The following is a 22,339-nucleotide window of genomic DNA, read 5'->3' on the forward strand; positions in this document are numbered from 1 at the left end:
CGTTGGCGTCCCTGTTTCCGGATGTCTACGGCCGGCTCCACGGCCCTCCGACCAAACCGGTGTTGGCCAGCCGGCCCTCCACCTCCGTCCAGGCACCTGTCGCCGCCGAGCCCCGGCTGGCCCGGCACCGTTCACCGGCAGTTACACCCGCGTTGGCACATGACGGTTAGCTTGCGCGCCATGAGTGACTCAAGTCGTCGCAGTTTCCTGCGCGGTGCTGGGCTCATCGGTGCGGGTGTGGCGGCGACCGGCGCGCTCGGCGCCGTGTCCGCTGCCGCCACCCCGTCGTCGGCAGCCGGATGGTGCCCCGATCCGAACGATCCGCGCTTCACGCTCGTCGTCATGCCGGACACCCAGTACCTGTTCGACGAGGATCGCGGCGACGCCGCGCCCCTGGACGCCTCGCTGCGCTACGTGCTCGACGGCGGCGAAGACAACGTTGTGTTCCTGTCGCATCTCGGCGACCTCACCGAGCACGGCGAGGCCGGCGAGATCGCCCAGATCGGCCACTCGTTCCAGGCGCTCGACCACAACCGCGTCGGCTACAGCGTGCTCGCCGGCAACCACGACGTGAACTCCTCCACCGACGACCAGCGCGGCAGCACCCCGTGGCTGTCGACGTTCGGCCCGCAGCGGTTCCGTAGTTCGCCGACATTCCGCGGTTCGTCGAAGGACGGCTACAACAGCTACCACGTGTTCCGCGGCGGCGGCCGCGACTGGCTCGTCCTCGCCCTGGACTGGCGGCTGTCGCCGGCCGGCTTCGACTGGGCGCGGTCGGTGATCCAGCAGCACCCGAAGACGCCGGTCATCCTCACCACCCACGAACTCGCCTACGCCGACGAATCGGGCCAGGCCTCGCTGTCCGACTACGGGCAGCGGCTGTGGGACCAGCTCATCAACGACAACGACCAGATCTTCCTCACCCTCAACGGCCACTTCTGGCCGCCCGGGCGGGCCGTGCTGCGCAACAAGGCCGGGCACGACGTCCACGTGCACATCACCAACTACCAGGACCACTACTACGGCGGCAGCGCCATGATCCGGCTCTACCGCTTCGACCTGGCCCGCAACGTCATCGACGTGTCCACCATCTCGCCGTGGCTGCTCTCCCAGAACTCGGCCCGGCTCAACGAGCTCGACCGGCGGGAGATCGAGCTGACCGGGCCGGTCAACCGGTTCACGCTCGACATCGACTTCACCGCCCGGTTCAGCGGCTTCGCCCCCGGGCCGCCGCCGGTCTCCCGGCCGGCGCGCGATGTGCTGATCCCCGGCACGCTCGCCTACTGGCGGTTCGACAACGGGCCCGCCGCCGGCACGCCCTTCGCTGACGGTCTGGTGCAACGCGACCTCTCGGGCCACGGCAACGACCTGGTCCGGGTGACCATGCCCGGCAGCAATGCATCAGCCTTGACCTGGTCCGCCGACTTCCACTCCGGCGCTCCCGCGCACGGCAGCCTCCGCTTCGACGGCGGCAAGAACCCCGGGCACGGCGCGTATCTGAAGACCGTCGACGGCGCACCCCTCAATTCCGCCGACTTCCAGCACGGCTACACCATCGAGGCGTTCGTCAAGGTTCCCGGCGACTTCAAGAACGGCCTCCACGCCTGGTGCGGCATCTTCTCCCGGCTATGCCGCGGCCGCGACGCCGGCAAGACCTGCGACGACCCGCTCGAGCCCGCCGCCACCTTGGCGCTGTCCGACGGCGCCCAGTTCCAGTGGGCCGTCTTCCCGCTCAACCAGGCCGGCATCTCCACCTGCTGGGGTCACGAGCTGCCACTCGACCAGTGGTGGCATGTGGCTCTTGTCAACAGTGGTCAACACACGTCAATGTTCGTCGAGGGTTGTCAAGTATTGAGGAACCCCAAGACTCCCGCCGTCGGCATCTCCGGCACCGGCAACTGGCTGCTCGGCGCCTACGACTACGACCTCACCGTCGACCAGGGCTTCTACGGCTGGATCGGTGATGTCCGCATCGTCAACCGAGCCCTGTCAGTGCACGAGTTCATGCTCCGCTGACCACCCGTCGACTTCGCCGGCCGCCCCAACTCCGCCGGCGAAGTCGACTCCGTCACCGCAGTCCAACCTCGCCGACCCGCCCAACTCCGTCGAACTACTCAATGTCGCCGAACTGCTCGACCTCGGTGGACTGCTCGACTCCGTCGGCCGGCTGGATTTCGTCAGAATTTCGTCAGACCAGTAGCGGCAGCAACGCGTGACGTCGACGAACCACCGCGCCGAAACGGGCATCGATGCGCAGCCAGGCATCGGTCGCGGTCACGCGCACGTTTCCGCCCATGTCACCGGATCCCAGGAACCCCATCCCGGACAGTGCGAACAGGCAACGCAGCGGGATCTTGACGTCCAACCCGCTGCCGCTGACGGTCAACACGGTCTGGTCCAGCAGCGATGCCGGCGGCGTGCCATGCGGCCCGGAGTTCTCCCGCGCGACTGCCACTCCCTGGTCGGCCAACTCGGTCATAACGGCCACCGGCAGGTCGTCCACCTGCTTCCATCCCTCCGCCGGAGGGAGGGCACTGCGCCACATCAGGTCCTTCGACGCACCCGGATCCACCCGGTCACCTCGCAGGATGGCCAGGCCGGCGAGCAGTTCACTGCCCGCGACCGCCACGTCGGACGGCGTCACCGAACCAGCAACCGTTCGAGTCGCCAACACGTCGAACGGCGTCGCCACCCACGCCTCGACACGGTCCTCGCCGCGGTTGCGCAGACGTACGATCCCCTGCTGGTCCAGGCGCACCGCTCGGGCCACGAACGCGCCGAGGTCGTCGCGCTCCGACGGGTCGGCGAAGATCAGCTCAGCCACGTGCGCCCCCGGAATGCCAGCTCGCGAGAAAGTCCCGCTCGGCGTCGGTCAACCGCCGGGGCCGTGTCTCTTCGACGTCGTAGGCGCAGATCAGCGTCTCCGCCGTGACCGCCACCGTCGACGAACCGTTTCCCCCGGTTCGGACGGCGTAGTCCAACATGAACGACGAAGCCTTCAGGTCGCGCACGGACATCTCGATGTCGACCGATCCCCCGTCGAACACCAGGGGAATGCGGTAGTCCACGGCCAGCTTCACCACGACCATGCCCCGGGACATGTCGACAAGCCCCTGACGAGCGGCTTCGGTGAAGACCAGCGCGACTCGCGCCTCTTCCAGGAGGGTGACCGTATTCGCGTGGTTGACGTGCCCGTAGGCATCCATGTCGGACCACCGCGGTCGCACCTGCGCGACGAAGACACCCAACGACAACGCCTCCCTGGCTGATGCCCAGATTCAGCATTCGATCCTACTCAGCCAGCTCGGAGACCTATTTCGCGGACAGCGGCCACACACGACGAGGCCCCGCCGGCAACGTTTCGCCGACGGGGCCACCATCGATCATTCGACGTCAGCGGATCATGCTGCGCACCTGCCGCGCCGCCACCGAGAGCGTCGCCAGGTCGAGCCGACCGACCCGGCTGATCTCCTGGAGCGCCGCCCGCGCCCGGCTCAGCCTCGACGCGTTGGACTGCTCCCAGTTAGCGATCTTCACCTCTGGGCTCTCCCCGGGGTCGCTGTGCCGAAGCACGTCGAGGGTGATCGCCCGCAGCGAGTAGTACAGGTCGTCACGCAACGCCAGCCGAGCGAGCGCGTGCCAGCGGTTGCCGCGTTCCAGCGCGCTGACCGAGCTGAGCATCTGGTCGATGTTCAGGTGCTCCGACAGCGCGTAGTAGAGCTCCGCCGTCTCCTGGTGCGTGCGCTCCACGCCCAGCCCCTCGCGCTCCGCCAGCTCCGCGACCTCGCTGATGTCCAACAGGCCGTACGTGTAGAGCAGCGCGGCGACCCGCTCCGCCAGGTCCCGGGGAGCGCCCTGGTCGAGCAGCCGCTGCGCGTGCTCGACGACGATCTCCCGCTCGCGGCCACGCAGCAGCGTCAGCGCCTGGGGCGCCAGCTCGCTCACCATCACCGAGAAGCGGTTGATCTCGGCGCCCACGGCCAGCGGCTGCGGGCGGTTGGACAGCAGCCACCGGGACGCGCGGTCGAGCAGCCGGCGCGTCTCCAGCATCAGCGAGTCCTGGAGATCCGTGGAGACCTTGTTGTCCAGCGCGTCGATCTCGCGCCAGATCTGCGGCAGGCCGAAGACGTTCGTCACGACCGCGTACGCCCGGACCGCGTCGGTCGCGCTCGCCCCGACCTCCTCGGCCAACCGGAACGCGTACGAGATGCCGCCTCCGTCGACGACCTCGTTGACCAGCAGCGTCGTGGTGATCTGCTTGCGCAGCGGGTGCGAGCCGATCGCGTTGCCGAACTGCTCCCGCAGCTTGCTCGGGAAGTACTCCGGCAGCCGCCGCACGAAGACGTCCGAGTCGGGCAGGGTGCTGGCCAGCACCTCGTCCTTGATCGCCAGCTTGACGTGTGCGAGCAGCGTCGCCAGCTCAGGCGAGGTCAGCCCTTCGCCCGCCTTCTCCATCGCCTTGAACTGTGAACTTGACGGCAGTGCCTCCAGTCGACGGTCCAGACCGTGGTTCGCCTCCAGGTCGTCTACCAGCCGCGCGTGCACCGACAGCATCGGCGCCGCGTGCGCCCGGCTGACACCCAGCACGCTGTTCTGCCAGTAGTTGTCGCGGAGCACCAGCGTGCCGACCTCGTCGGTCATCTCCGCCAGCAGCTCGTTGCGCTGTTCACGGTCCAGCTGTCCCTCGGCGACGAGGTGATCCAGCAGGATCTTGATGTTGACCTCGTGGTCGGAGCAGTCGACGCCGGCCGAGTTGTCCAAGGCGTCGGTGTTGACCCGGCCGCCCGCTCGGGCGAACTCAATCCGGCCACGCTGCGTCAACCCCAGGTTGCCGCCCTCGCCGATGACCTTGACACGCAGATCGGCGCCATCCACCCGAACGGCGTCGTTCGCCTTGTCGCCGACCTCCGCGTGAGATTCGGTCGCCGACTTCACGTACGTCCCGATGCCGCCGTTCCACAGCAGGTCGACCGGCGCCAGCAGGATCTTCTTGATCAGGTCGGTGGGGGCCAGGTGCTCGACGTCGCCGTCGATGCCCAGCGCCTCCTTGATCTGCGGGCTCAGCGGGATCGACTTGGCCGTCCGCGACCACACCCCACCGCCCGCGCTGATCAAGTTGCGGTCGTAGTCGTCCCACGACGAGCGCGGGAGTTCGAACAACCGCTTCCGTTCGGCGAACGACGACGCCGCCACCGGGGTCGGGTCGAGGAACACGTGCCGGTGGTCGAATGCGGCGACCAGTCGGATGTGCTCGGACAGCAACATGCCGTTGCCGAACACGTCGCCGGACATGTCACCGATGCCGACGACGGTGAACTCCTGCGTCTGCGTGTCGACGCCCAGTTCCCGGAACGCCCGCTTCACGCTCTCCCACGCGCCCTTGGCCGTGATACCCATCTGCTTGTGGTCGTAGCCCACCGAGCCGCCGGAAGCGAACGCGTCGCCGAGCCAGAAGCCGTACTTGCCGGCGACCTCGTTGGCGATGTCCGAGAACGTCGCGGTCCCCTTGTCCGCCGCGACGACCAGGTAGGTGTCGTCGCCGTCGTACCGGACGACCTGCGGAGCAGGGACGACCGTGCCCGCGTCGAGGTTGTCGGTCAGGTCGAGCAGGCCCGAGATGAACATGCGGTAGCAGGTGATGCCTTCGGCCAGGAACGCCTCGCGGTCCAGGCCCGGGTCGCCCTTGGGGGCCGGCGGTCGCTTCAGAACGAATCCGCCCTTGGCACCGACCGGCACGATGACGGCGTTCTTCACCGCCTGCGCCTTGACCAGGCCCAGGATCTCGGTGCGGAAGTCCTCCCGACGGTCGGACCAACGCAGACCGCCTCGGGCGACCGGGCCGAACCGCAGGTGGACGCCCTCGAAGCGGGGCGAGTACACGAAGATCTCGAACCGCGGCTTCGGATCAGGCAGCTCAGGCAGCGTCCGGGAATCCAGCTTGAACGCCAGGTACGGCCGCACGTCACCGCCGGCGTCGCGAACGAAGTAGTTGGTCCGCAGCGTCGCGTTGATCAGTGAAAGCAGCTGGCGCAGGATCCGGTCCGCGTCGAGGCTGGTCACCTCGTCGATCAGCTCGGTGATGTCGGCGGTCAACGCCGTGACTACGCGGGCGCGGGTCTCGTCCGACAGCGCCGGGTCGAATCGCGACTCGAACAGCCGCACCAGCGCCTCGGCGACGTTCGTGTAGCGCAGGACCGCGTCCTCGATGTAGTCCTGGCTGTACGGGATGCCGACCTGGCGCAGGTACTTCGCGTACGCCCGGAGCACCGAAGCCTGCCGCCAGCCGAGCCCGGCGCGCAGCACGAGGGCGTTGAAGCTGTCGACCTCCGCCTCGTCGCGCCACGCCGCCGCGAACGCGTCCTGGAACAGGACGCGGACGGTGTCCAGGTCCTGCGTGGCGAGCCGTTCCAGCACGGCCTGCTCCATGCGCAGACCGAAGTCGAAGATCCAGCACTGGGTGCCGTCCTCGCGCTGGATCTCGTAGGGCCGCTCGTCGACGACCTCGACGCCCATCCGCTGCAGAACCGGCAACACCTGCGACAGAGTCACCCGCGCGCCGGCCAGGTACAGCTTGAACCGCCGCTCCCCGGGCTCGGCGTCTGCCGGCAGGTAGAACGACATGTCCAGGTCACCCTCGGACAGCCGCTGGATCCGCCGCAGGTCGGCGAGACCTTCGGTGGCGGTGAAGTCTTCCTTGTAGCTTTCCGGGAATGCCATCGCGAAGCGCTGGCCTTGCTCGGTGGCCGACTCCGCGCCGAGCTGGTTCGCCTGATCCGAGGCCTGCTCGGGCTCACTGTGCTCGGACAGGATCGCGTCCGCCATGCGGTCGTCCCAGTTGCGAGTGGCTTCACCCAGCAGGGACTGAATGTGAGCCGCATTCGGCTCCGTCGCCTCACTCGGATCCGTGTGCACCATGAAGTGCACACGGGCCAACGGGCTCTCGCCGATCAGCGCGCTGTACTCGAGGTTCTTGCCCTGCAGTTCGGCCAGCAGAACTTCCTGCATCGCCAACCGCGAAGTCGTCGTGTACCGGTCACGCGGCAGGTAAACCAGGCACGAGTAGAAGCGCCCGTACGGGTCGCGGCGCAGGAACAGCCGCAGCCGGCGACGCTCGGCCAGTGCGAGCACGCCCGTGGCGATGTCGTACAGCGTGTCCGCGTCGGTGGAGAACAGCTCGCTGCGCGGGTAGTTCTGGATGACCTCGAGCATGCGTTGGCCGGAGTACGACTCCAGCGGGAAGCCCGCTCGATGAATGACGTTACGGACCCGCCGGCTGATCACCGGGATGTCCAACACGTCTTCGTGCAAAGCCGACGTGGTGAACACGCCGAGGAACCGGTGCTCGCCGCTGACGTTGCCTTCGGCGTCGAACGTCTTCACGCCGACGTAGTACGGGTACATCGAGCGGTGCACCGCGGACGGCGCACTCGCCTGCGTCAACACCAGCAACTCCGGCGCCAGCGCCTGCGCTGCCGTGTCCGGGCCCGCGGTCAAGCTTCGCGCCGCCAGGCTGTCCTGACGCAGTACGCCCAAGCCGGAAGCGAGAACCGCGCGCAACGCCGGCTCTTCGCCACCAGCGGGGTCCTCGACGAGCTCGTACTGGCGGTAGCCGATGAAGGTGAAGTGCCCCTGCGCCAGCCACCGCAGCAGGCTCGTGCCGTCGGCTGTCTCCTCCGCGTCGAGCGGCGGCGGCGACTGCTCCAGCTGGTCCGCGAGCTGACGGGCCGTACCCGCCATCTTGTCGGTGTCCTCGACGACCTCCCGGACGTCGTTGACCACCGAGATGAGCCGGTTCTCGAGCTCGCGACCCCGATCCGCGTCCGTGATGAGGTCGACCTCGATGTGCATCCACGACTCGGCGAGCGTGTCCGCCGGCGGGTCACCCGGGTCCGCCTCCGGCAGCACCTCGCGGAGCTCGCCCGTCACGTCCCGGCGCACCACCACGATCGGGTGTACGACGCGGTGCACCTGGATCCCGCTGCGGATCAGCGCCGACGAGATCGAGTCGACCAGGTAGGGCATGTCGTCGGTGACGATCTGCACGACCGTCACCGGGCACGTCCACCCGTCCTGCGAGCGGGTCGGGTTGAGGATGCGAACCACGGGCCGGCCGGGGACGCGGTTGTCCGCAAGCTGGTAGGTGGATCGCACCGCGCCGACCAGATCGCTCGGATCGTCGTCGATGACTTCTTCGGCGGGCACGTAGCGGTAGTAGAGGCGGATCAGTTCTGCGAGTTCCGGAGCAGCGGCGACCGCGCCGCCGATCAGCTCATCGCGTACCTGTTCGGGACTGTCCAGCCGGTCTTCGCGGCTCACGCCAGTGTTGGCGGTCGCAGGGCGGGACGGGGCTCCAGTCGAGGTCATTTTCAGGCGGCTCCACGCTATCCGGCGCCTCGGTGCGCCGGGACCGTAGTCCACCCTAGATGGGTCGCCGCACCGCAAACGCCTAGGGGTTGCAGCTGAATCGAACCGTGTGACGGGAGCCACCGATAAACACACGGAGGTTACTGACGAGTTCGTTTTCGCCTGGTCAGCGTTCCGGCGGCGTCCACGTCCAGTCCGACCAGTCGCGTTCCGGCTCGACCGGCCGCGGATCATGATCGGCTACCGGTCGGTCCTCGCGGAACGTCGACGGCCTCCAGTCACTCAGGCTTGACGTGTCAACCCGCGGCGGCTGGTCGTCCCTGTCCGAAAGGACCCAATCAGACAACATCGGCGGTTCGGACGAAGTGCTCGGCACCTCGATCCGGTCGTCCGGCTCGGGCTGTCGGTGTCGCGAGCCTGACCGTTCCGGCTGCCAGTCATATTGATCGACAGTCGACGGATCCTTGGACGGCCGAGAAGCTGCCGGCTCATCCTCGAAGTGCGTGTGCACAGCGTGTTCTGTCGACTCGAAGGCGACCAAAGCCTCGGCCAAAAGATCCGCCAACTCCGAACGCGGCCGTCGGCCTTCGGGCACCGTCGACCGCTCGTCGACAGTCCGATCGGCCACAGCTGAATCGACGTCGACACCAACTGTCACAACGGCGGCATCTGACTTGGAGGCACCCTCCGGCTCACGCTCAACGCCACGGTCCTGCCCCAAGACCTCATGCGGCAAACCGGCATGAGTGGTGAACGGAACCGTGCCGGCATCCGTCCCACCGCCGATTTCCATTGACTGCACCTCAGGAACGCGCGGCATCTCTGCCATTCCAGCAGCCTGCGCGTCCTCTGCTTGAGCTTCTGGCTGCGGAGAAGGCGGTGGAACTTCCGCGGACTCGACGGCAAGCGCTTTCTTCGCGGCACGGGCCGACGGCGCCTCGAGCCGCCACCGCCCTGAATCAGCGCGAAGTTCGTCGACGATCTCGCTGCGTTCGAAGGACTCGGCGCGACGGCGCCTGCCGGCCGTAGCTGGCTGCTCAGGCGGTGGCTGAACGGCCGGCTCCGGCGCTGCTGGCGCCTCTGCTTCGGGCGGTTCCGGTGCACGCCGCCGCCCACCTGTGCCAGCGGCAGCCAGCAACTCCACCAACGAGGCCAGACCAGGGCGGTTCGTCTCGTCGTTGGCATGCCGCGACTGCGGCGTCTTCCCCGATCCGGTTTCACGATCTTCGGCTCGACGCCGCCCACCGGTTGATTCCGTCCGGGGTGGCTCAGCTGTGGTCGAGGTCGATTCGGCCGCAGCGCGGAAGAACGCTGCCAGCGCGCCGGGCACCTGGGTGCGCTCTCGTTCCGAGACCTCGGTTCCGTCCGAAAACATGCTCGCGGACTTCGCCACGTCCACTGGGGCGGACGGCATCCCGACGTTGCCCATCCGCCATCGGTCAGCTGCCTGAGCCCAGGCGGACGACAACCCCGCGGGTTGTTCGTCGGCGCGCCTCACCCGCCGGCGAGGCAGGTCGTCCGAAGGCGCCGGTGTCGGACGAAGTGCAGGATCGACCCGCTCGACCGGGACTTCCGTTGCCGAAGCAGTCCCACGACCACTCAGGTCGACAGCACTACTAGTGACGTCGCTGTTCCGCGCCTGCGAGAGCGCCCGGTCTGCGTCGGTCAACAGCGCTTCACCGCCGCTTCCGGGACGGTATTCAGCAACGCCCGTGGTCATCGTGACGGCCAAGCGTGGCGATACCTCGGACCTGAGCTCTTCGGCCCAGCGCTGCGCTTGATCACGTGTCGTGTCCGGCAGAAGCACGGCTAGTTCATCACCAGCAGTTCGGCCGACCGCCGCCTTGCCAGGAGCCGTGTCCCGCACGCGATCCGCGATCTTGCGCATGACCTGCTCATCCACAGCAGCCGCGCCGGTGCCATTCGCCGCTGCGATATCAACATCCAACAACACCAAGGACAATGTGTGGTCGATGTAGCCACCGTTGACGACAGCGTCGATCTGCTGGCGGAAGCCATTGCGGTCCAACAGCCCGGTGACCGCATCGGTGTCCGGAGTCGGTCGTGGGCTGACTGCCTGCGGCTTGATCAAGCTCGCGAGTTGTTCCCTGAGCCCTGCGCTCTCACGGTGTGCAGCAGCGAACTCTTCGGCAAGCTTCGTTCGAACGGTGTACAAGGCGGCGGTCCGACGGCGCTCCGCCGTGTGAGCGCTACGCAGGCAGGTCAACGCCTCAGCGAGTTGTCCCGCCATCTCATGGACGTGCGACAACGCCAACATGCTCTCGGACAGCAGCGGATCGAGCTGGTGCCGGCCGGCACTGTCGGCGACGTCGAGAAGCAGATCGTTCGCGATGCTGGTTCGGCCTGCCGGCAGGTGGACGCGCGTTGCCAACGCCAACTTGAGCCAACCCACCGCGGCCGCTGACGGCGCCCGCACGGGGCGTTCCAGAAGTTCCTGGGCTGCCGCCACCGCCTCCTGCAGCTGTTCGGAATCCATCAAGGCGCAGACGAGTTCCAGCACCAGTCGACTGGCGACGTACCCCGAATCAGCTGCCGCATCGCCCAGCTCGCCGAGCAAAGCGAGGCCATCACGCGCCGCCTCAACTGCCGCCTTCAGGTCACCCCATCGACGATGCTGACGTGCCGCGGACGCACGAAGCAACGCTCGGGACAGCAACTTAGCGTCGGCGTCGAGGCTCGCATCCTCGCCGTACAGCCGGTCGGCCTGGTCTAGCGCGTCCGTGAGCTCCTTGCTCCGTCCGATCAGCACCAGACAGTCGGTCAGCGCGACGAGGGCCGACGCCCGAACTTCTGTCGGCACGCCTTCGGCCCGCAGAACCGGCTTGAGCACACCGAAACCGGTCAGCGGAACACCGGCGGCGCGAGCACAAGCCGCTAGCTCGACGCGGAGGCGCCAAGCGAGCTCGACATGGTTGCCTGCCTCAGCAGCTTTGAGGGCCGCGACCGCGCGCTCGACCGCCTGGACGCCCTTGTCCAGCCGGTTGAGGGCGAAAACCGTGAGCGTCTCCGCCCTCAACCGTTCCAAATCATCCCGGCGGCCGGTGGCGAGTGCGGACGCCCGCTCGCTGAGCACCAGACTCAGTTCTGGAGCCCGCCAACGCAGCTGCCAGGCAGGCACGCTGAGCGTGCCAACCTCCGCATCCGCCTGCGCCTCGCCACTGCCGGCCACGATCGATTGCCGCCTCAGTCCCGTGTCAGCTTCCGGTAGGTCACCCGATGCGGGCGGGCCGCGTCAACACCCAGCCGGTCGACCTTGTTCTTCTCGTAGCCCTCGAAGTTGCCTTCGAACCAGAACCACTTCGCCGGCTGCTCCTCGGTGCCTTCCCAGGCCAGGATGTGCGTTGCGACGCGGTCGAGGAACCACCGATCGTGGGAGATGACCACGGCGCAACCGGGGAACTGCTCGAGCGCGTTCTCCAGTGAACCGAGCGTCTCGACGTCGAGGTCGTTGGTCGGCTCGTCGAGCAGGATCAGGTTGCCGCCCTGCTTGAGGGTCAGCGCGAGGTTGAGACGGTTGCGCTCACCACCCGACAGCACACCGGACGGCTTCTGCTGGTCAGCACCCTTGAAACCGAAAGCGCTGACATAAGCCCGAGACGGCATTTCGGTCTGACCCACCTGGATGTGGTCAAGGCCGTCGGACACGACCTCCCACACCGTCTTCTTCGGGTCGATGCCGGCGCGGTTCTGGTCGACGTAGGACAGCTGCACGGTCTCGCCGATCCGAACCGTGCCCGAATCCGGCTTCTCCAGGCCGACGATGGTCTTGAACAGCGTGGTCTTACCGACGCCGTTCGGCCCGATCACGCCGACGATGCCGTTGCGCGGCAGGTCGAACGAGAGGCCGTCGATGAGGACGCGGTCGCCGAAGCCCTTGCGCAGGTCGTTCACCTCGACGACGACGCTGCCCAGGCGCGGGCCGGGCGGGATCTGGATCTCTTCGAAGTCGAGCTTGCGGTTCTTCTCGGCCTCGGCAGCCATCTCCTCGTAGCGCTGGAGACGGGCCTTCGACTTCGCCTGCCGGGCCTTGGCACCGGACCGCACCCAGTCCAGCTCGTCCTTGAGGCGCTTCTGAAGCTTGGCGTCCTTCTTGCCCTGGACGGCGAGGCGCTCGGCCTTCTTCTCGAGGTAGGTGGAGTAGTTGCCCTCGTAGCCGATCACCCGGCCGCGGTCCACCTCCATGATCCACTCGGCGACGTTGTCCAGGAAGTAGCGGTCGTGGGTGACGGCCAGGACTGCGCCGGCGTACTGGGCGAGGTGCTGCTCGAGCCAGAGCACGCTCTCCGCGTCCAGGTGGTTGGTGGGCTCGTCGAGGAGCAGCAGGTCGGGCTTGCTCAGGAGCAACTTGCACAGCGCGACCCGGCGGCGCTCACCACCGGACAGCTGCGTGACGTTCGCGTCGGGCGGCGGGCACCGGAGGGCGTCCATGGCCTGTTCGAGCTGCGAGTCGAGGTCCCACGCGTTGGCGTGGTCAAGCTCCTCCTGGAGCTTGCCCATCTCCTCCATGAGCTCGTCGGAGTAGTCCGTGGCCATGAGCTCGGCGATCTCGTTGAAGCGGTGCAGCTTCACCATGATGTCGCCGACACCCTCCTCGACATTGCCGAGGACGGTCTTCTCCTCATTGAGCGGCGGCTCCTGCTGGAGGATGCCCACGGTGTAGCCGGGGCTGAGGAAGGCCTCACCGTTGCTCGGCTGGTCGAGACCGGCCATGATCTTGAGGACACTCGACTTGCCCGCGCCGTTCGGGCCGACGACACCGATCTTGGCGCCTGGGTAGAACGCGGTGGTGACGTCATCGAGGATGACCTTGTCCCCATGCGTCTTGCGCGCCTTTTTCATGGTGTAGATGTACTCGGCCATGGGCGCGATCGTAGAGCGACGAGGAGAGGACCAGAACCTCGGTAGCCACGAACGGGCGGGACGAGTCATCGAAGTTGACGCGAACGTGGAACGTCCAGCATGTCCCGTACCGCCGTTCGGCCCATCTCACCTGCGGTGACGACCCGTCCGACGACGGCGACGGTCGGTGTCCACCCCTCGCGAGGTGGCGGACCTCACTCTTGTCGGCTCGTCTCGGTTACGTCAGCGCACCGCGAGCACAGACAGCGGTGGGCGCGAAGGCCGCGACCGGCCGACGCGCCCACCCATCTCACACCGCGACCGCGGACAGCGCAGGCGGCAGCGGGTCGCCCCCGACCTGGTCGAGGTCGACCGCCCGCAAGAACGTATTGACGTCCTCGGAGCTGTTGCGCTGGGCGTCTGCAGTGCAGAACGCCAGATTCGGCCCGATCGCAGACGCGTTGACCTTGACCAGCGTTCGTTTCTCGCCGTCCTTTTCGTACTCGTCCACACGCAGCTTCCCAGTGACGATGACCGGATCACCCTTCTTCAAGGACGAGGCAGCACCATTCGCAAGTCGCTTCCAACCTGTCACCCATACGAAGAGCTTGTTACTGGCAGACCAACTCTCCGTCTTCGCGTCGAACCGACGCTCCGTAGAGATCACACCAAAGCTGACGAAGGGGCTCCCATCTTGAGTCTGACGCAGAACGACATCTGTAGAAACGTTACCCACGACAGTCACCGTTGTTTCAAACACTGACCTCATCCTTCGCGATAGACGTCCGGTCCACGGGCTTGCACTACAGGCCGTCGACCACCGACGCCCCACTGTGCGCGCCAGCACCGTGCGACGGAAGTGCAGCAGCTGGCGCCTGTGGATAACTCAAGATCGTCCGCAGCTATCCACAGGTCGATCTTGATCCGGCTAGCAAATCGCATGCTTATGGTATACGCACCTACTCGCAAGAGGTCCGAATCAGGGAAGTTGCGAAAGCCCCACCAACCGCTTAGCGTGAATGGCATCCGAACTCACGGGAGTAGCCCATGCAAGAACCATGGAACGTGACCACACTTCTGTCCGAGGCACTCAATCTTGCCGAAGACAGCCAAACCGGCAGCGAACTCGTCGAGACTGTAAGGAAACTCGTCCGCCTGGAGTCAGCTGTGCGCGCAGCTATGAGCCATGCGGTAGCCGTCGCCATATCGCAGGGCGCGCACGAGAGCGCCGGCCACGCGACGGCCGCCGAACTGCTCCGCAGCGAATGCCACCTCTCGGGTCGCGAAGCCAACGAGCTCGCGGTGTCCGCAGTCAGGCTTCGGGAGCAACTCCCTTGCACGCTCGTCGCACTGCAGTCCGGCTTGATCACGTGGGCGCATGCGACAACGCTCGTCCGTGCCATAGACCGGCTGGGACTCGAGACGGTCCGTAAGGTCGAGCACGACTGGATCGAGCTCATCGCCACCCGCACCGGTCCAGAGGCGCTTCAACGCCTCGTGCACACCCGTCATCTCGAACAGGTCGGCTATCCGTCGCGGACAGCGTCCGAGTCTCCGGTCAGCGAGGCTCTACCTCCGCGTTCAAACGTCCTGAACGTACATTCCGACGCTTCAACTGCCACGCCCGAAGCTGCAAGCACCAGCAAGGAGTCGCAGGCTCCCGAAAGGCCCAGTTCCGACGAGCCTACACAGGACAGCTGTTTGGACAGCGCGCCCCGTGAGGCCCCAAGCGAACTCAGTGATGGCCAAAGATCTCCACAGGCGGCAAACGAGGCGCAGGTACAGCCGGACGCGGCCACCGAACCTGCTTGGCCGGCTGCGTCGACATTGACACTTTCGAGTGACAACTCCCCGATTGCGGCCGAGGAGTCCACCAAGCCGACCGGCGGATGTGTGCACCCGCGCTGTGCGACCAGGGCGTCGCTCCGGGAGATCGCGTTCACAGTGCACTGGCTTGACGGTGGCCAATCCACGATTCTCAGCCATGGTCTCGTCTGCGACGAACACGCCGCGGCGCTCACGAGTTGCCCGCTCGACAGGATCCGTGTCGGGCAAAGCAGCATGATCAGGACGATCGGCCCAGCTCTGGTCACGGACGCAGCCTGAGCAACTGAGAGGTTGCTGTGAACAATCGCGACTGCGGCCGATGTCGGTGAGGATGACCTCATGCGTGTCCTGGTCGTGGACGATGAACCTGCGGTTCGCGAGTCCATCAGTCGCAGCCTCCGGTTCGAGGGGTATGAGGTCGAACTCGCAGCGGATGGCGAGTCGGCTCTCAAGTTCCAAGCGGCCAGGCCGGCGGACGCAGTCGTGCTCGACGTCATGATGCCCGTGATCGACGGACTCGAGACTTGCCGCCGCCTACGGGCGGCCGGAGACCGGGTGCCGGTCTTGATGCTGACCGCGCGTCGTGCCATCGGCGACCGTGTGACCGGGCTCGACGCGGGAGCGGATGACTATCTCGTCAAGCCGTTCGCGCTCGAGGAACTACTCGCCAGGTTGAGGGCACTGCTCCGGCGCACCGACACGGGTGGGAGCGAGAAGCTCACGTTCGGCGACCTTGAGTTGAACGTCACCGCGCGCACCGTGCTCAGGGGCGACCGCATGATCGAACTCACCCGCACCGAATTCGACCTCCTCGAACTGCTGCTGCGGCATCCACGGCGCGTGTTGTCGAGATCGGTGTTGTTCACCGAGGTGTGGGGGTACGACTTCGGCACGGGCTCCAACAGCTTGGACGTCTACATCGGCTACCTGCGCCGCAAGCTGGAAGCTCACGGCGAACCTCGACTCGTGCACACTGTTCGCGGGGTTGGCTACGTGCTCAAGGAGTCAGAGACCACATGAAAGGACGACGGCCGTCGCTGCGCCGGCGCCTCGGCGTCGTGTCGGCGGCTGCGGTCGCGGTCGCGGTGATTGGCGTTTCCGTCGCGGCCTGGCTACTGCTTCGCGATCAGCTCAGCAATGTGGTGAACGAGCGTCTGGATCGCCAGGTGGTCTTCGCCGTGAAGATCGACTCTGCCGGCATGCGGTCCACCGTACAGAGCGGCGGGCCTGACACCCCGCTGTACCAGACGGTCTTCCCTGACGGATCGTCGTTGACGCCGGTCGGGCAGGCGTCGATTCCGATTTCGGCTGCCGATCGGCAGGTCGCGCGGCGGCAGTTGTACGACACGACCGAGGACGTCAAGATCAACGGCACGTCGTACCGGGTCCTCACCCGCTGGATCCGCACCAAGCAGACCGGTCCGAACGGTCATGCGGTTCAGATCGCCATCGATCTGAGTGAGATGAACGGGACACTCGCCAGCTTCGGCTTGGTGCTGGCGCTGACGGGTGGCGTGGGCATCGCTGCAGCCGGCGTGCTGAGTTACTGGTTGACTCGCGCAGGTCTTCGCCCGGTGGATCGGGTTGTCGCCGCCGCAGAACACGTCGCCAGCACACAGGATCTCAGCGCCGCGGTCGCAGTTGGTCATCGAGATCCCAACGAGGTCACGCGGGTCGCGGAGAGCATGAACGCGATGCTTACCGCTCTCGGCGCCTCACGCGACGCGCAGCGTCAGCTCGTAGAGGACGCCAGTCACGAGTTGGCGACGCCACTGACGAGCCTGCGCACGAACATCGACCTGCTCCTACGTGCCGAGAATCATCCAGAGCGGCAACTGGAATCCGCGGACAAGCAGCGGCTACTTCAAGACGTCCAGGCACAGATGCACGAGCTTGATCATCTGATCGAAGAGGTTGTCGAACTGGCACGGGATCCCCGTTCCGGGGAGGAAGTCGAGGAGATCGACCTGGCTGAGGTCGTGCGGTCGGCCATGACCCGCGCCAAGGCCAGGACGCCGCAGGTGAACTTCACGCTGACGGAGACTCCGGCGATCGTGCGAGGGCAGGCAAACGCCTTGGAGCGTGCGGTTCTGAACCTCTTGGACAACGCGGCGAAGTGGGGGCCGCCCGGCCTGCCGGTGGAGGTGCTGGTGCGCCAGTGGGGCGCCAGCGCTGAAGTCAAGGTCGCGGATCGCGGTCCGGGCATCGCGGAGGACGACCTGGAGCGGGTCTTCGAGCGGTTTCATCGGACGAAGGAAGCCCGGCAGATGCCGGGGTCGGGGCTTGGTTTGGCGATCGTCAGGCAGGTCGTGCAGGGACACGGTGGCCGCGCGTGGATGAGTCGCCGGGACGGCGGAGGCATCGAAGCGTGGATCCAGCTTCCGCAAGTGGGGCCGGCCACGAGCGCGCTATGAGTGATAACTCATTGCGTGAGTGAGTCCACACTCATAAGCTGGTGCCATGTCCACCGAGTCACCCCCACGCCGTCGGCGCGCTCCTGCGATGAGCACGGAGGACCGGCAGGAGGCCATCGCCGTTGCGGCGATTCCGCTGCTGGCCGAGCACGGCACGCACGTCACCACAGGGCAGATCGCCAAGGCGGCGGGGATCGCGGAGGGCACGATCTTCCGTGTCTTCAAGGACAAGCAGGAGCTGCTCGACTTCTGCGTCCTGAGGGCGTTTCGGACGCGGGAGCTTGTCGAGCGGATCAACGCCATCCCGGTGGACAAGCCGCTGGTGAATCGGTTGATCGAGGCAATGACGATGATCGACGAGATGGCGGCCCGGCTGGGAGCTCTGATGCACACGCTGGGTGCCACCGGCTACCGGCCGAACGAAGGCAACCACAACAAGGACGACGAGGCGGGCGGACACAGAAAGCCGCCGATGCTGGATGAGTTCGAGCGAACGACGACGGCGATCGCGGCGCTGTTGTCGTCGGGCCAGGAGCAACTGCGACTGCCGTCCGACCGGGCTGCGGGCTATCTGATGGGCCTCACCTTCATGACGAGGATGCAGGCGACTCGGACGGCGCAGGTCGAACAGAAGGAGCCGGAGTCGTTCGTGTCGGAGATCGTCGATCTCTTCATGAACGGCGCCGTCGCCGCCGAGATGGAGCGAGGGGGGAAGGACCCGCAATGACCGAAGTGATGATCGAAGCAAGAAACGTGAGCAAAGCGTTCGGCAGCGTGAAGGCACTGGACGACGTGAGCATCTCGGTGCCGCGGGGGACGGTGCTCGGGCTGCTGGGCCACAACGGGGCCGGCAAGACGACGTTGGTGAACGTGTTGACGACACTGCTCAAGCCGACCTCGGGGTCTGCGTCGGTGGCGGGCCTGGATGTGGTGAGCCAGGGCGACCAGGTGCGCGGGCGAATCGGCTTGACCGGGCAGTTTGCCTCGGTCGACGAGAACATGTCGGGCTTCGACAACCTTGTGCTGATCGCAAGGTTGTTGGGAGCGACCAAGAAGCAGGCATCGGCACGAGCGGGCGAGCTGTTGGAGACTTTCGATCTGACGGAGGCCAGAGACCGCTCGGCGAAGACGTACTCGGGCGGTATGCGGCGACGGTTGGATCTGGCGGCAAGTCTGGTGGGTCGGCCGGATGTCATCTTCCTGGACGAGCCGACGACGGGCCTGGACCCGATGAGTCGGATCGGGCTGTGGGAGATCGTCGAGAGCCTGGTCGGCGACGGGACGACGGTTCTGTTGACGACGCAGTACCTGGAGGAGGCCGACCGGCTGGCCGACTCGATCACGGTGTTGTCGAAGGGAAAGGTGGTCGCGGCCGGCACGGCTGCGGAGCTGAAGGCCGGCGTCGGCAAGCGCACGGTGAGCGTGGTGCTGGCCGAGCCGGAGGATGCGGCGACGGCGTTGAACGCGTTGTCGAAGGCGGGGCTGCACCCGGTCCACGACAAGGTGCGGCACTCGGTCACGACGCCGGTGGAGAAATCGACCGACCTGGCGACCGTGGTGCGGGCACTCGACGAGGTCGGGGTCGAGGTGGGCGAGTTGGCGCTCACGGAGCCGACGCTCGACGACGTCTATCTGGCCGTCAACAGCGAAGCTCCGGCTGCCTGAGTCGGACGAGGGGGAAATTCCATGACCACGACAGTTCAAGCCACGGCTCCGACGGACGAGGCGCCGCGGCGTGGCGACCTGGGCTGGCACGGCAGCAGCTTCGCCACGCAGGTCTGGGTGCTCACGCAGAGATCGCTCAACACGTACCTGCGCGACCCCCGGATGTTGTTCTTCAGCCTGCTGCAGCCGCTGGTGATGTTGTTGCTGTTCAGCCAGGTCTTCGGTGGCATCAGCCAGTTGGGCAGCCTGCACCAGTGGGGCTCCTACATCAACTACCTGCTGCCGTCGACGCTGGTGACGACGGCGATGACCTCGGCGATGAGCTCTGGCGTCGGGTTGCTGACGGAGATGTCGAACGGGGTGATCGCACGGTTCCGGTCGATGCCCGTCAGTCTGTTCTCGGTCCTGCTGGCCCGGAGCCTCTCCGACACGGTGCGAATGGCGATCCAGTTGGTCGTCATGCTGATCGCCGCGGCGCTGCTGTTCGGCTTCACGCCGGCCGGCGGCATGATGGGCGTGACGGCGGCGTTGCTGGTGTCGCTGATCGTCGGTTGGGGCCTGGGCTGGCTCTTCCTGGCGATCGCGACCTGGGTGAAGAAAGCCGAAACGATGCAGGCGGTCGCGTTCCTGGCGATGTTCCCGTTGATGTTCGGCTCGAGCGCGTACATGCCGGTGTCGACGATGCCGGGCTGGGTGCAGGTGATCGCCAACGTGAACCCGCTCAGCTACGCGATCTTCGCGTCCCGCGGTCTGGCGACGACGATCTGGGAAGCGAACCCGGCCTACACGCTGATCGCGTCGCTGGCGATCTCCGGCCTGATCGCGTTGGTCGGCGGGGCCATCGCAACGCGCAACTTCCGTCGGACGAACTGACCTGTGCGCGAACGACCCCGTCGGCGATGGTGGTGCCGGCGGGGTCGTCGCGTTTTCGACCGGAGTTCCGGTCCCTGGTGGTGGCCCGGGCCCGGTCGGGCACCGCTGGTTGAGCGGGCAGTCGGTGAGTTGGTCGTAGGCAAGTAGTCAGCTGGCGAGTAGGCAATGCAGACAGCCGGTGATGGCAGTCGATGTTCAGACAGCCGGTGAGCGTTGTCGGGTAAGCAGCGCGGCCGAAGCAAGCGCGAGGGGTGCTCGAGTCAGCGGCGAGGTGGATCACTTCGGCTGGCTAGGGCCGCCGCGTTCGCTCAGTTGGTGGAGCATGGCGTTGTAGGCGTTGAGGTCGGCGTCGCCGTCGGTGTCGGCGCGGCGGTCGGCCCGGCGGGCGGCGCGTTCGTCGGTGCGGGCCCACTGGGCGAGCAGGGCAAGCATGACGATCAGGAGCGGTATCTCCCCGGCGGCCCACGCGATGCCGCCGCCGAGGTGCTGGTCGGAGAGCTCGTTGGTGACCCAGGGCAGGGCGAGTGACCGGTAGAAGTTCTGGCCGATCACCGTCTGCATGCTCATGAGGATGACGCCGAAGAAGGCGTGGAACGGCATGGAGGCGAACACCATGCCGAGGCGGCCGAGCGGCGGCAGGCGGCGCGGAGCGGGATCGACGCCGATGACGGGCCAGTAGAAGAGGTAGCCGACCAGCAGGAAGTGGGCGTTCATCACGAGGTGCGCCCAGTGGTAGTTGAGGGCGGCGTCGAACAGGCCGGAGAAGTACAGGGCGTAGAAGGAACCGACGAACAGGACGAGGGCGACGACGGGATGGGTGAGGACGCGGGCGACGGGTGAGTGGACGGCGGCGAGCAGCCATTCGCGAGGCCCGGGGGCGCGGTCCTTGCCGGCGGTGGGCAGGGCGCGAAGCGCGAGGGTGACGGGACCGCCGAGCGCGAGCAGCGGCGGGGCAAGCATGTTGAGCATCATGTGCCCGCCCATGTGGACGCTGAACATCGCGACGGAGTAGCGGCCGATGCCGGACGAGGTCGCGAGGAGCACGGCGACGCAGCCGCCGACCCAGGCGACGGTGCGACCGATGGGCCACTGGTCGCCGCGCTTGCGCAGCCGTCGGACACCGAGCAGATAGACGACGATGCCGAGGACGGCGGCGGTTCCGTAGACCAGGTCGAAGCGCCAGTCGAACAGCAGCCGGAGCACGGTCGGCGGCCCGTCGAGCGGGTAGCCGATGAGCCGTTCGACATCACCGACGGCGCCGTAGACGTCTTGCGGCGGTGGGGTCCTGGCCAGGGCCGAGGCGACGCCGAGGGTGACGAACATGATCAGCACTTCGATGCCGGCGAGCCGGATCAGGGACCGGCCGGAGCCGGTGGCGAGCACGGCCTTCACCCCGCGCTCCCGCTGGAAGTAGCCGAAGACGCCGAGCACGACGAGCAGGGCGATCTTGGCGACTACGAGCAGGCCGTAGGAGGTGGTGAACAGGTCGGTGACGGGCAGCCGGACTAGGGCGTTGATGACGCCGGAGGCGGCCATGACGATCCAACAGACCAGGGCGACCTTGGAGAAACGGCTGGTGGCGAGGCCGAGGTCGGCGCCGCGGCGGCGGCCGTGGGCCAGCAGCGCGACGAGGCCGCCGACCCAGATGGCGGCGGCGACGAGGTGGTACAGCAGGCTGTTGGTGGCGAGGTCGTGGGAGCCGCCGGCAGAGGAGTGGCCACTCGCGGCGACGGGGACGAGGCCGATCAGGGCGACGAAGAACAGGCTGGCAGTCCAGCCCCACGACAGCACGAAGAAACAGCCGAGAGCCAGCACGAACACGATGACGGCGGTGACGACCCAGGCCTCGGCCTGCTCGACGATGTTGATGCTGCTGATGAGGACGCTGGGGTTGAGCATGAAGCCGATGGGCTTGCCCTCGGCGTCCGCGAGGGTGAAGGGCACCTCGAGCAGGGCGCCGACGCACCAGGCGACGGCCGACCAGCCGGCGGTGCGCAGCGCGGCATAGCCGTCGACGGCGAGGCGACCGGAGCGCTGCGGCGCGACGAGGAAGGCGGCGAACAGCAGGGCGCCGACGCACACGGTCGAGGCGGCCTCGGTCAGGACTCGAACGACGGTGATGCCGTAGCGGGTGATTGCGCCGGGATCGGGCAGGCCCAGGTTCGTGTACAGCAGCTCGCTGCCGGAGAACAGCGTCAGCACGGCCGCGACCAGCGCGGCGATGACGGTACTGATCAACAGCAGCGGGAGCATGCCGGCGGGTCGGCGAACCTGTGCGCCGGGCGTGGGCTCGGCGGTCACGACGTCTTCGGCCACGTACTTGAGGGTAGGCCGCG

General features: G+C 66.9%; 14 protein-coding genes. 7 read left to right on the forward strand and 7 right to left on the reverse strand.

Annotated features, from left to right (window positions below; genetic code table 11):
• Window positions 1-180: 180 nt before the first annotated feature.
• A complete protein-coding gene (locus BJ998_RS10130; protein WP_184860579.1) occupies window positions 181-2,016 on the forward strand; it encodes a LamG-like jellyroll fold domain-containing protein in 1,836 nt (611 codons plus the stop codon).
• A 172-nt stretch (window positions 2,017-2,188) separates the two neighbouring features.
• On the opposite strand, the gene BJ998_RS10135 is transcribed toward BJ998_RS10130, so the two are convergent.
• The 6 genes from BJ998_RS10135 to ssb form a co-directional block, all read right to left on the reverse strand.
• Entirely contained in the window at window positions 2,189-2,824 is a 636-nt protein-coding gene (locus BJ998_RS10135; protein ID WP_184860581.1) for a DUF8010 domain-containing protein, read from the reverse strand.
• Window positions 2,817-3,248: an acyl-CoA thioesterase gene (locus BJ998_RS10140; RefSeq protein ID WP_184860583.1), complete on the reverse strand. Its 432-nt coding sequence runs from the start codon at window positions 3,246-3,248 to the stop codon at window positions 2,817-2,819. The genes BJ998_RS10135 and BJ998_RS10140 overlap by 8 nt, the downstream gene beginning before the upstream one ends.
• A gap of 145 nt (window positions 3,249-3,393) precedes the next feature.
• Window positions 3,394-8,364: an NAD-glutamate dehydrogenase gene (locus BJ998_RS10145; protein WP_184860585.1), complete on the reverse strand. Its 4,971-nt coding sequence runs from the start codon at window positions 8,362-8,364 to the stop codon at window positions 3,394-3,396.
• Window positions 8,365-8,530: 166 nt separating this feature from the next.
• Window positions 8,531-11,554 carry a diguanylate cyclase domain-containing protein gene (locus BJ998_RS10150; RefSeq protein WP_184860587.1) on the reverse strand — a complete coding sequence of 1,008 codons (3,024 nt, stop codon included), beginning with the start codon at window positions 11,552-11,554 and terminating at the stop codon, window positions 8,531-8,533.
• Between the two features lie 14 nt (window positions 11,555-11,568).
• Window positions 11,569-13,245, reverse strand: coding sequence for an energy-dependent translational throttle protein EttA (gene ettA / locus BJ998_RS10155; RefSeq protein ID WP_184860589.1), 1,677 nt, complete (start codon window positions 13,243-13,245; stop codon window positions 11,569-11,571).
• 289 nt (window positions 13,246-13,534) lie between these two features.
• Window positions 13,535-13,984 carry a single-stranded DNA-binding protein gene (ssb, locus tag BJ998_RS10160; protein WP_184860591.1) on the reverse strand — a complete coding sequence of 150 codons (450 nt, stop codon included), beginning with the start codon at window positions 13,982-13,984 and terminating at the stop codon, window positions 13,535-13,537.
• Window positions 13,985-14,289: 305 nt separating this feature from the next.
• On the opposite strand from ssb, the gene BJ998_RS10165 reads away from it, so the two are divergent.
• The 6 genes from BJ998_RS10165 (at window position 14,290) to BJ998_RS10190 (ending at window position 20,003) form a co-directional block, all read left to right on the forward strand.
• Window positions 14,290-15,330, forward strand: a complete 1,041-nt coding sequence (locus BJ998_RS10165) for a hypothetical protein (protein WP_184860593.1) — start codon at window positions 14,290-14,292, stop codon at window positions 15,328-15,330.
• Window positions 15,331-15,390: 60 nt separating this feature from the next.
• Window positions 15,391-16,071 (forward strand): response regulator transcription factor, encoded by a 681-nt coding sequence (locus BJ998_RS10170; protein ID WP_184860595.1) that lies wholly within the window; start codon window positions 15,391-15,393, stop codon window positions 16,069-16,071.
• A complete protein-coding gene (locus BJ998_RS10175; RefSeq protein ID WP_184860597.1) occupies window positions 16,068-17,465 on the forward strand; it encodes a HAMP domain-containing sensor histidine kinase in 1,398 nt (465 codons plus the stop codon). Before BJ998_RS10170 ends, BJ998_RS10175 begins: the two co-directional genes overlap by 4 nt.
• Before the next feature lie 88 nt (window positions 17,466-17,553).
• Complete coding sequence (locus tag BJ998_RS10180; protein ID WP_184860599.1) at window positions 17,554-18,192, forward strand: TetR/AcrR family transcriptional regulator; 639 nt, start codon at window positions 17,554-17,556, stop codon at window positions 18,190-18,192.
• Between the two features lie 26 nt (window positions 18,193-18,218).
• The gene (locus tag BJ998_RS10185) at window positions 18,219-19,130 is read left to right on the forward strand and encodes an ATP-binding cassette domain-containing protein (RefSeq protein ID WP_312890024.1); all 912 of its coding nucleotides are present in this window, start codon (window positions 18,219-18,221) and stop codon (window positions 19,128-19,130) included.
• A gap of 21 nt (window positions 19,131-19,151) precedes the next feature.
• On the forward strand, window positions 19,152-20,003 hold the full coding sequence (locus BJ998_RS10190; protein ID WP_184860603.1) for an ABC transporter permease: 852 nt from the start codon (window positions 19,152-19,154) through the stop codon (window positions 20,001-20,003).
• 276 nt (window positions 20,004-20,279) lie between these two features.
• Here BJ998_RS10190 and BJ998_RS10195 read toward each other — a convergent pair whose 3' ends face one another.
• Window positions 20,280-22,256: a bifunctional copper resistance protein CopD/cytochrome c oxidase assembly protein gene (locus tag BJ998_RS10195; RefSeq protein ID WP_184868559.1), complete on the reverse strand. Its 1,977-nt coding sequence runs from the start codon at window positions 22,254-22,256 to the stop codon at window positions 20,280-20,282.
• Window positions 22,257-22,339 lie beyond the last annotated feature (83 nt).

Source organism: Kutzneria kofuensis (genome assembly GCF_014203355.1).
Lineage (GTDB): Bacteria > Actinomycetota > Actinomycetes > Mycobacteriales > Pseudonocardiaceae > Kutzneria > Kutzneria kofuensis.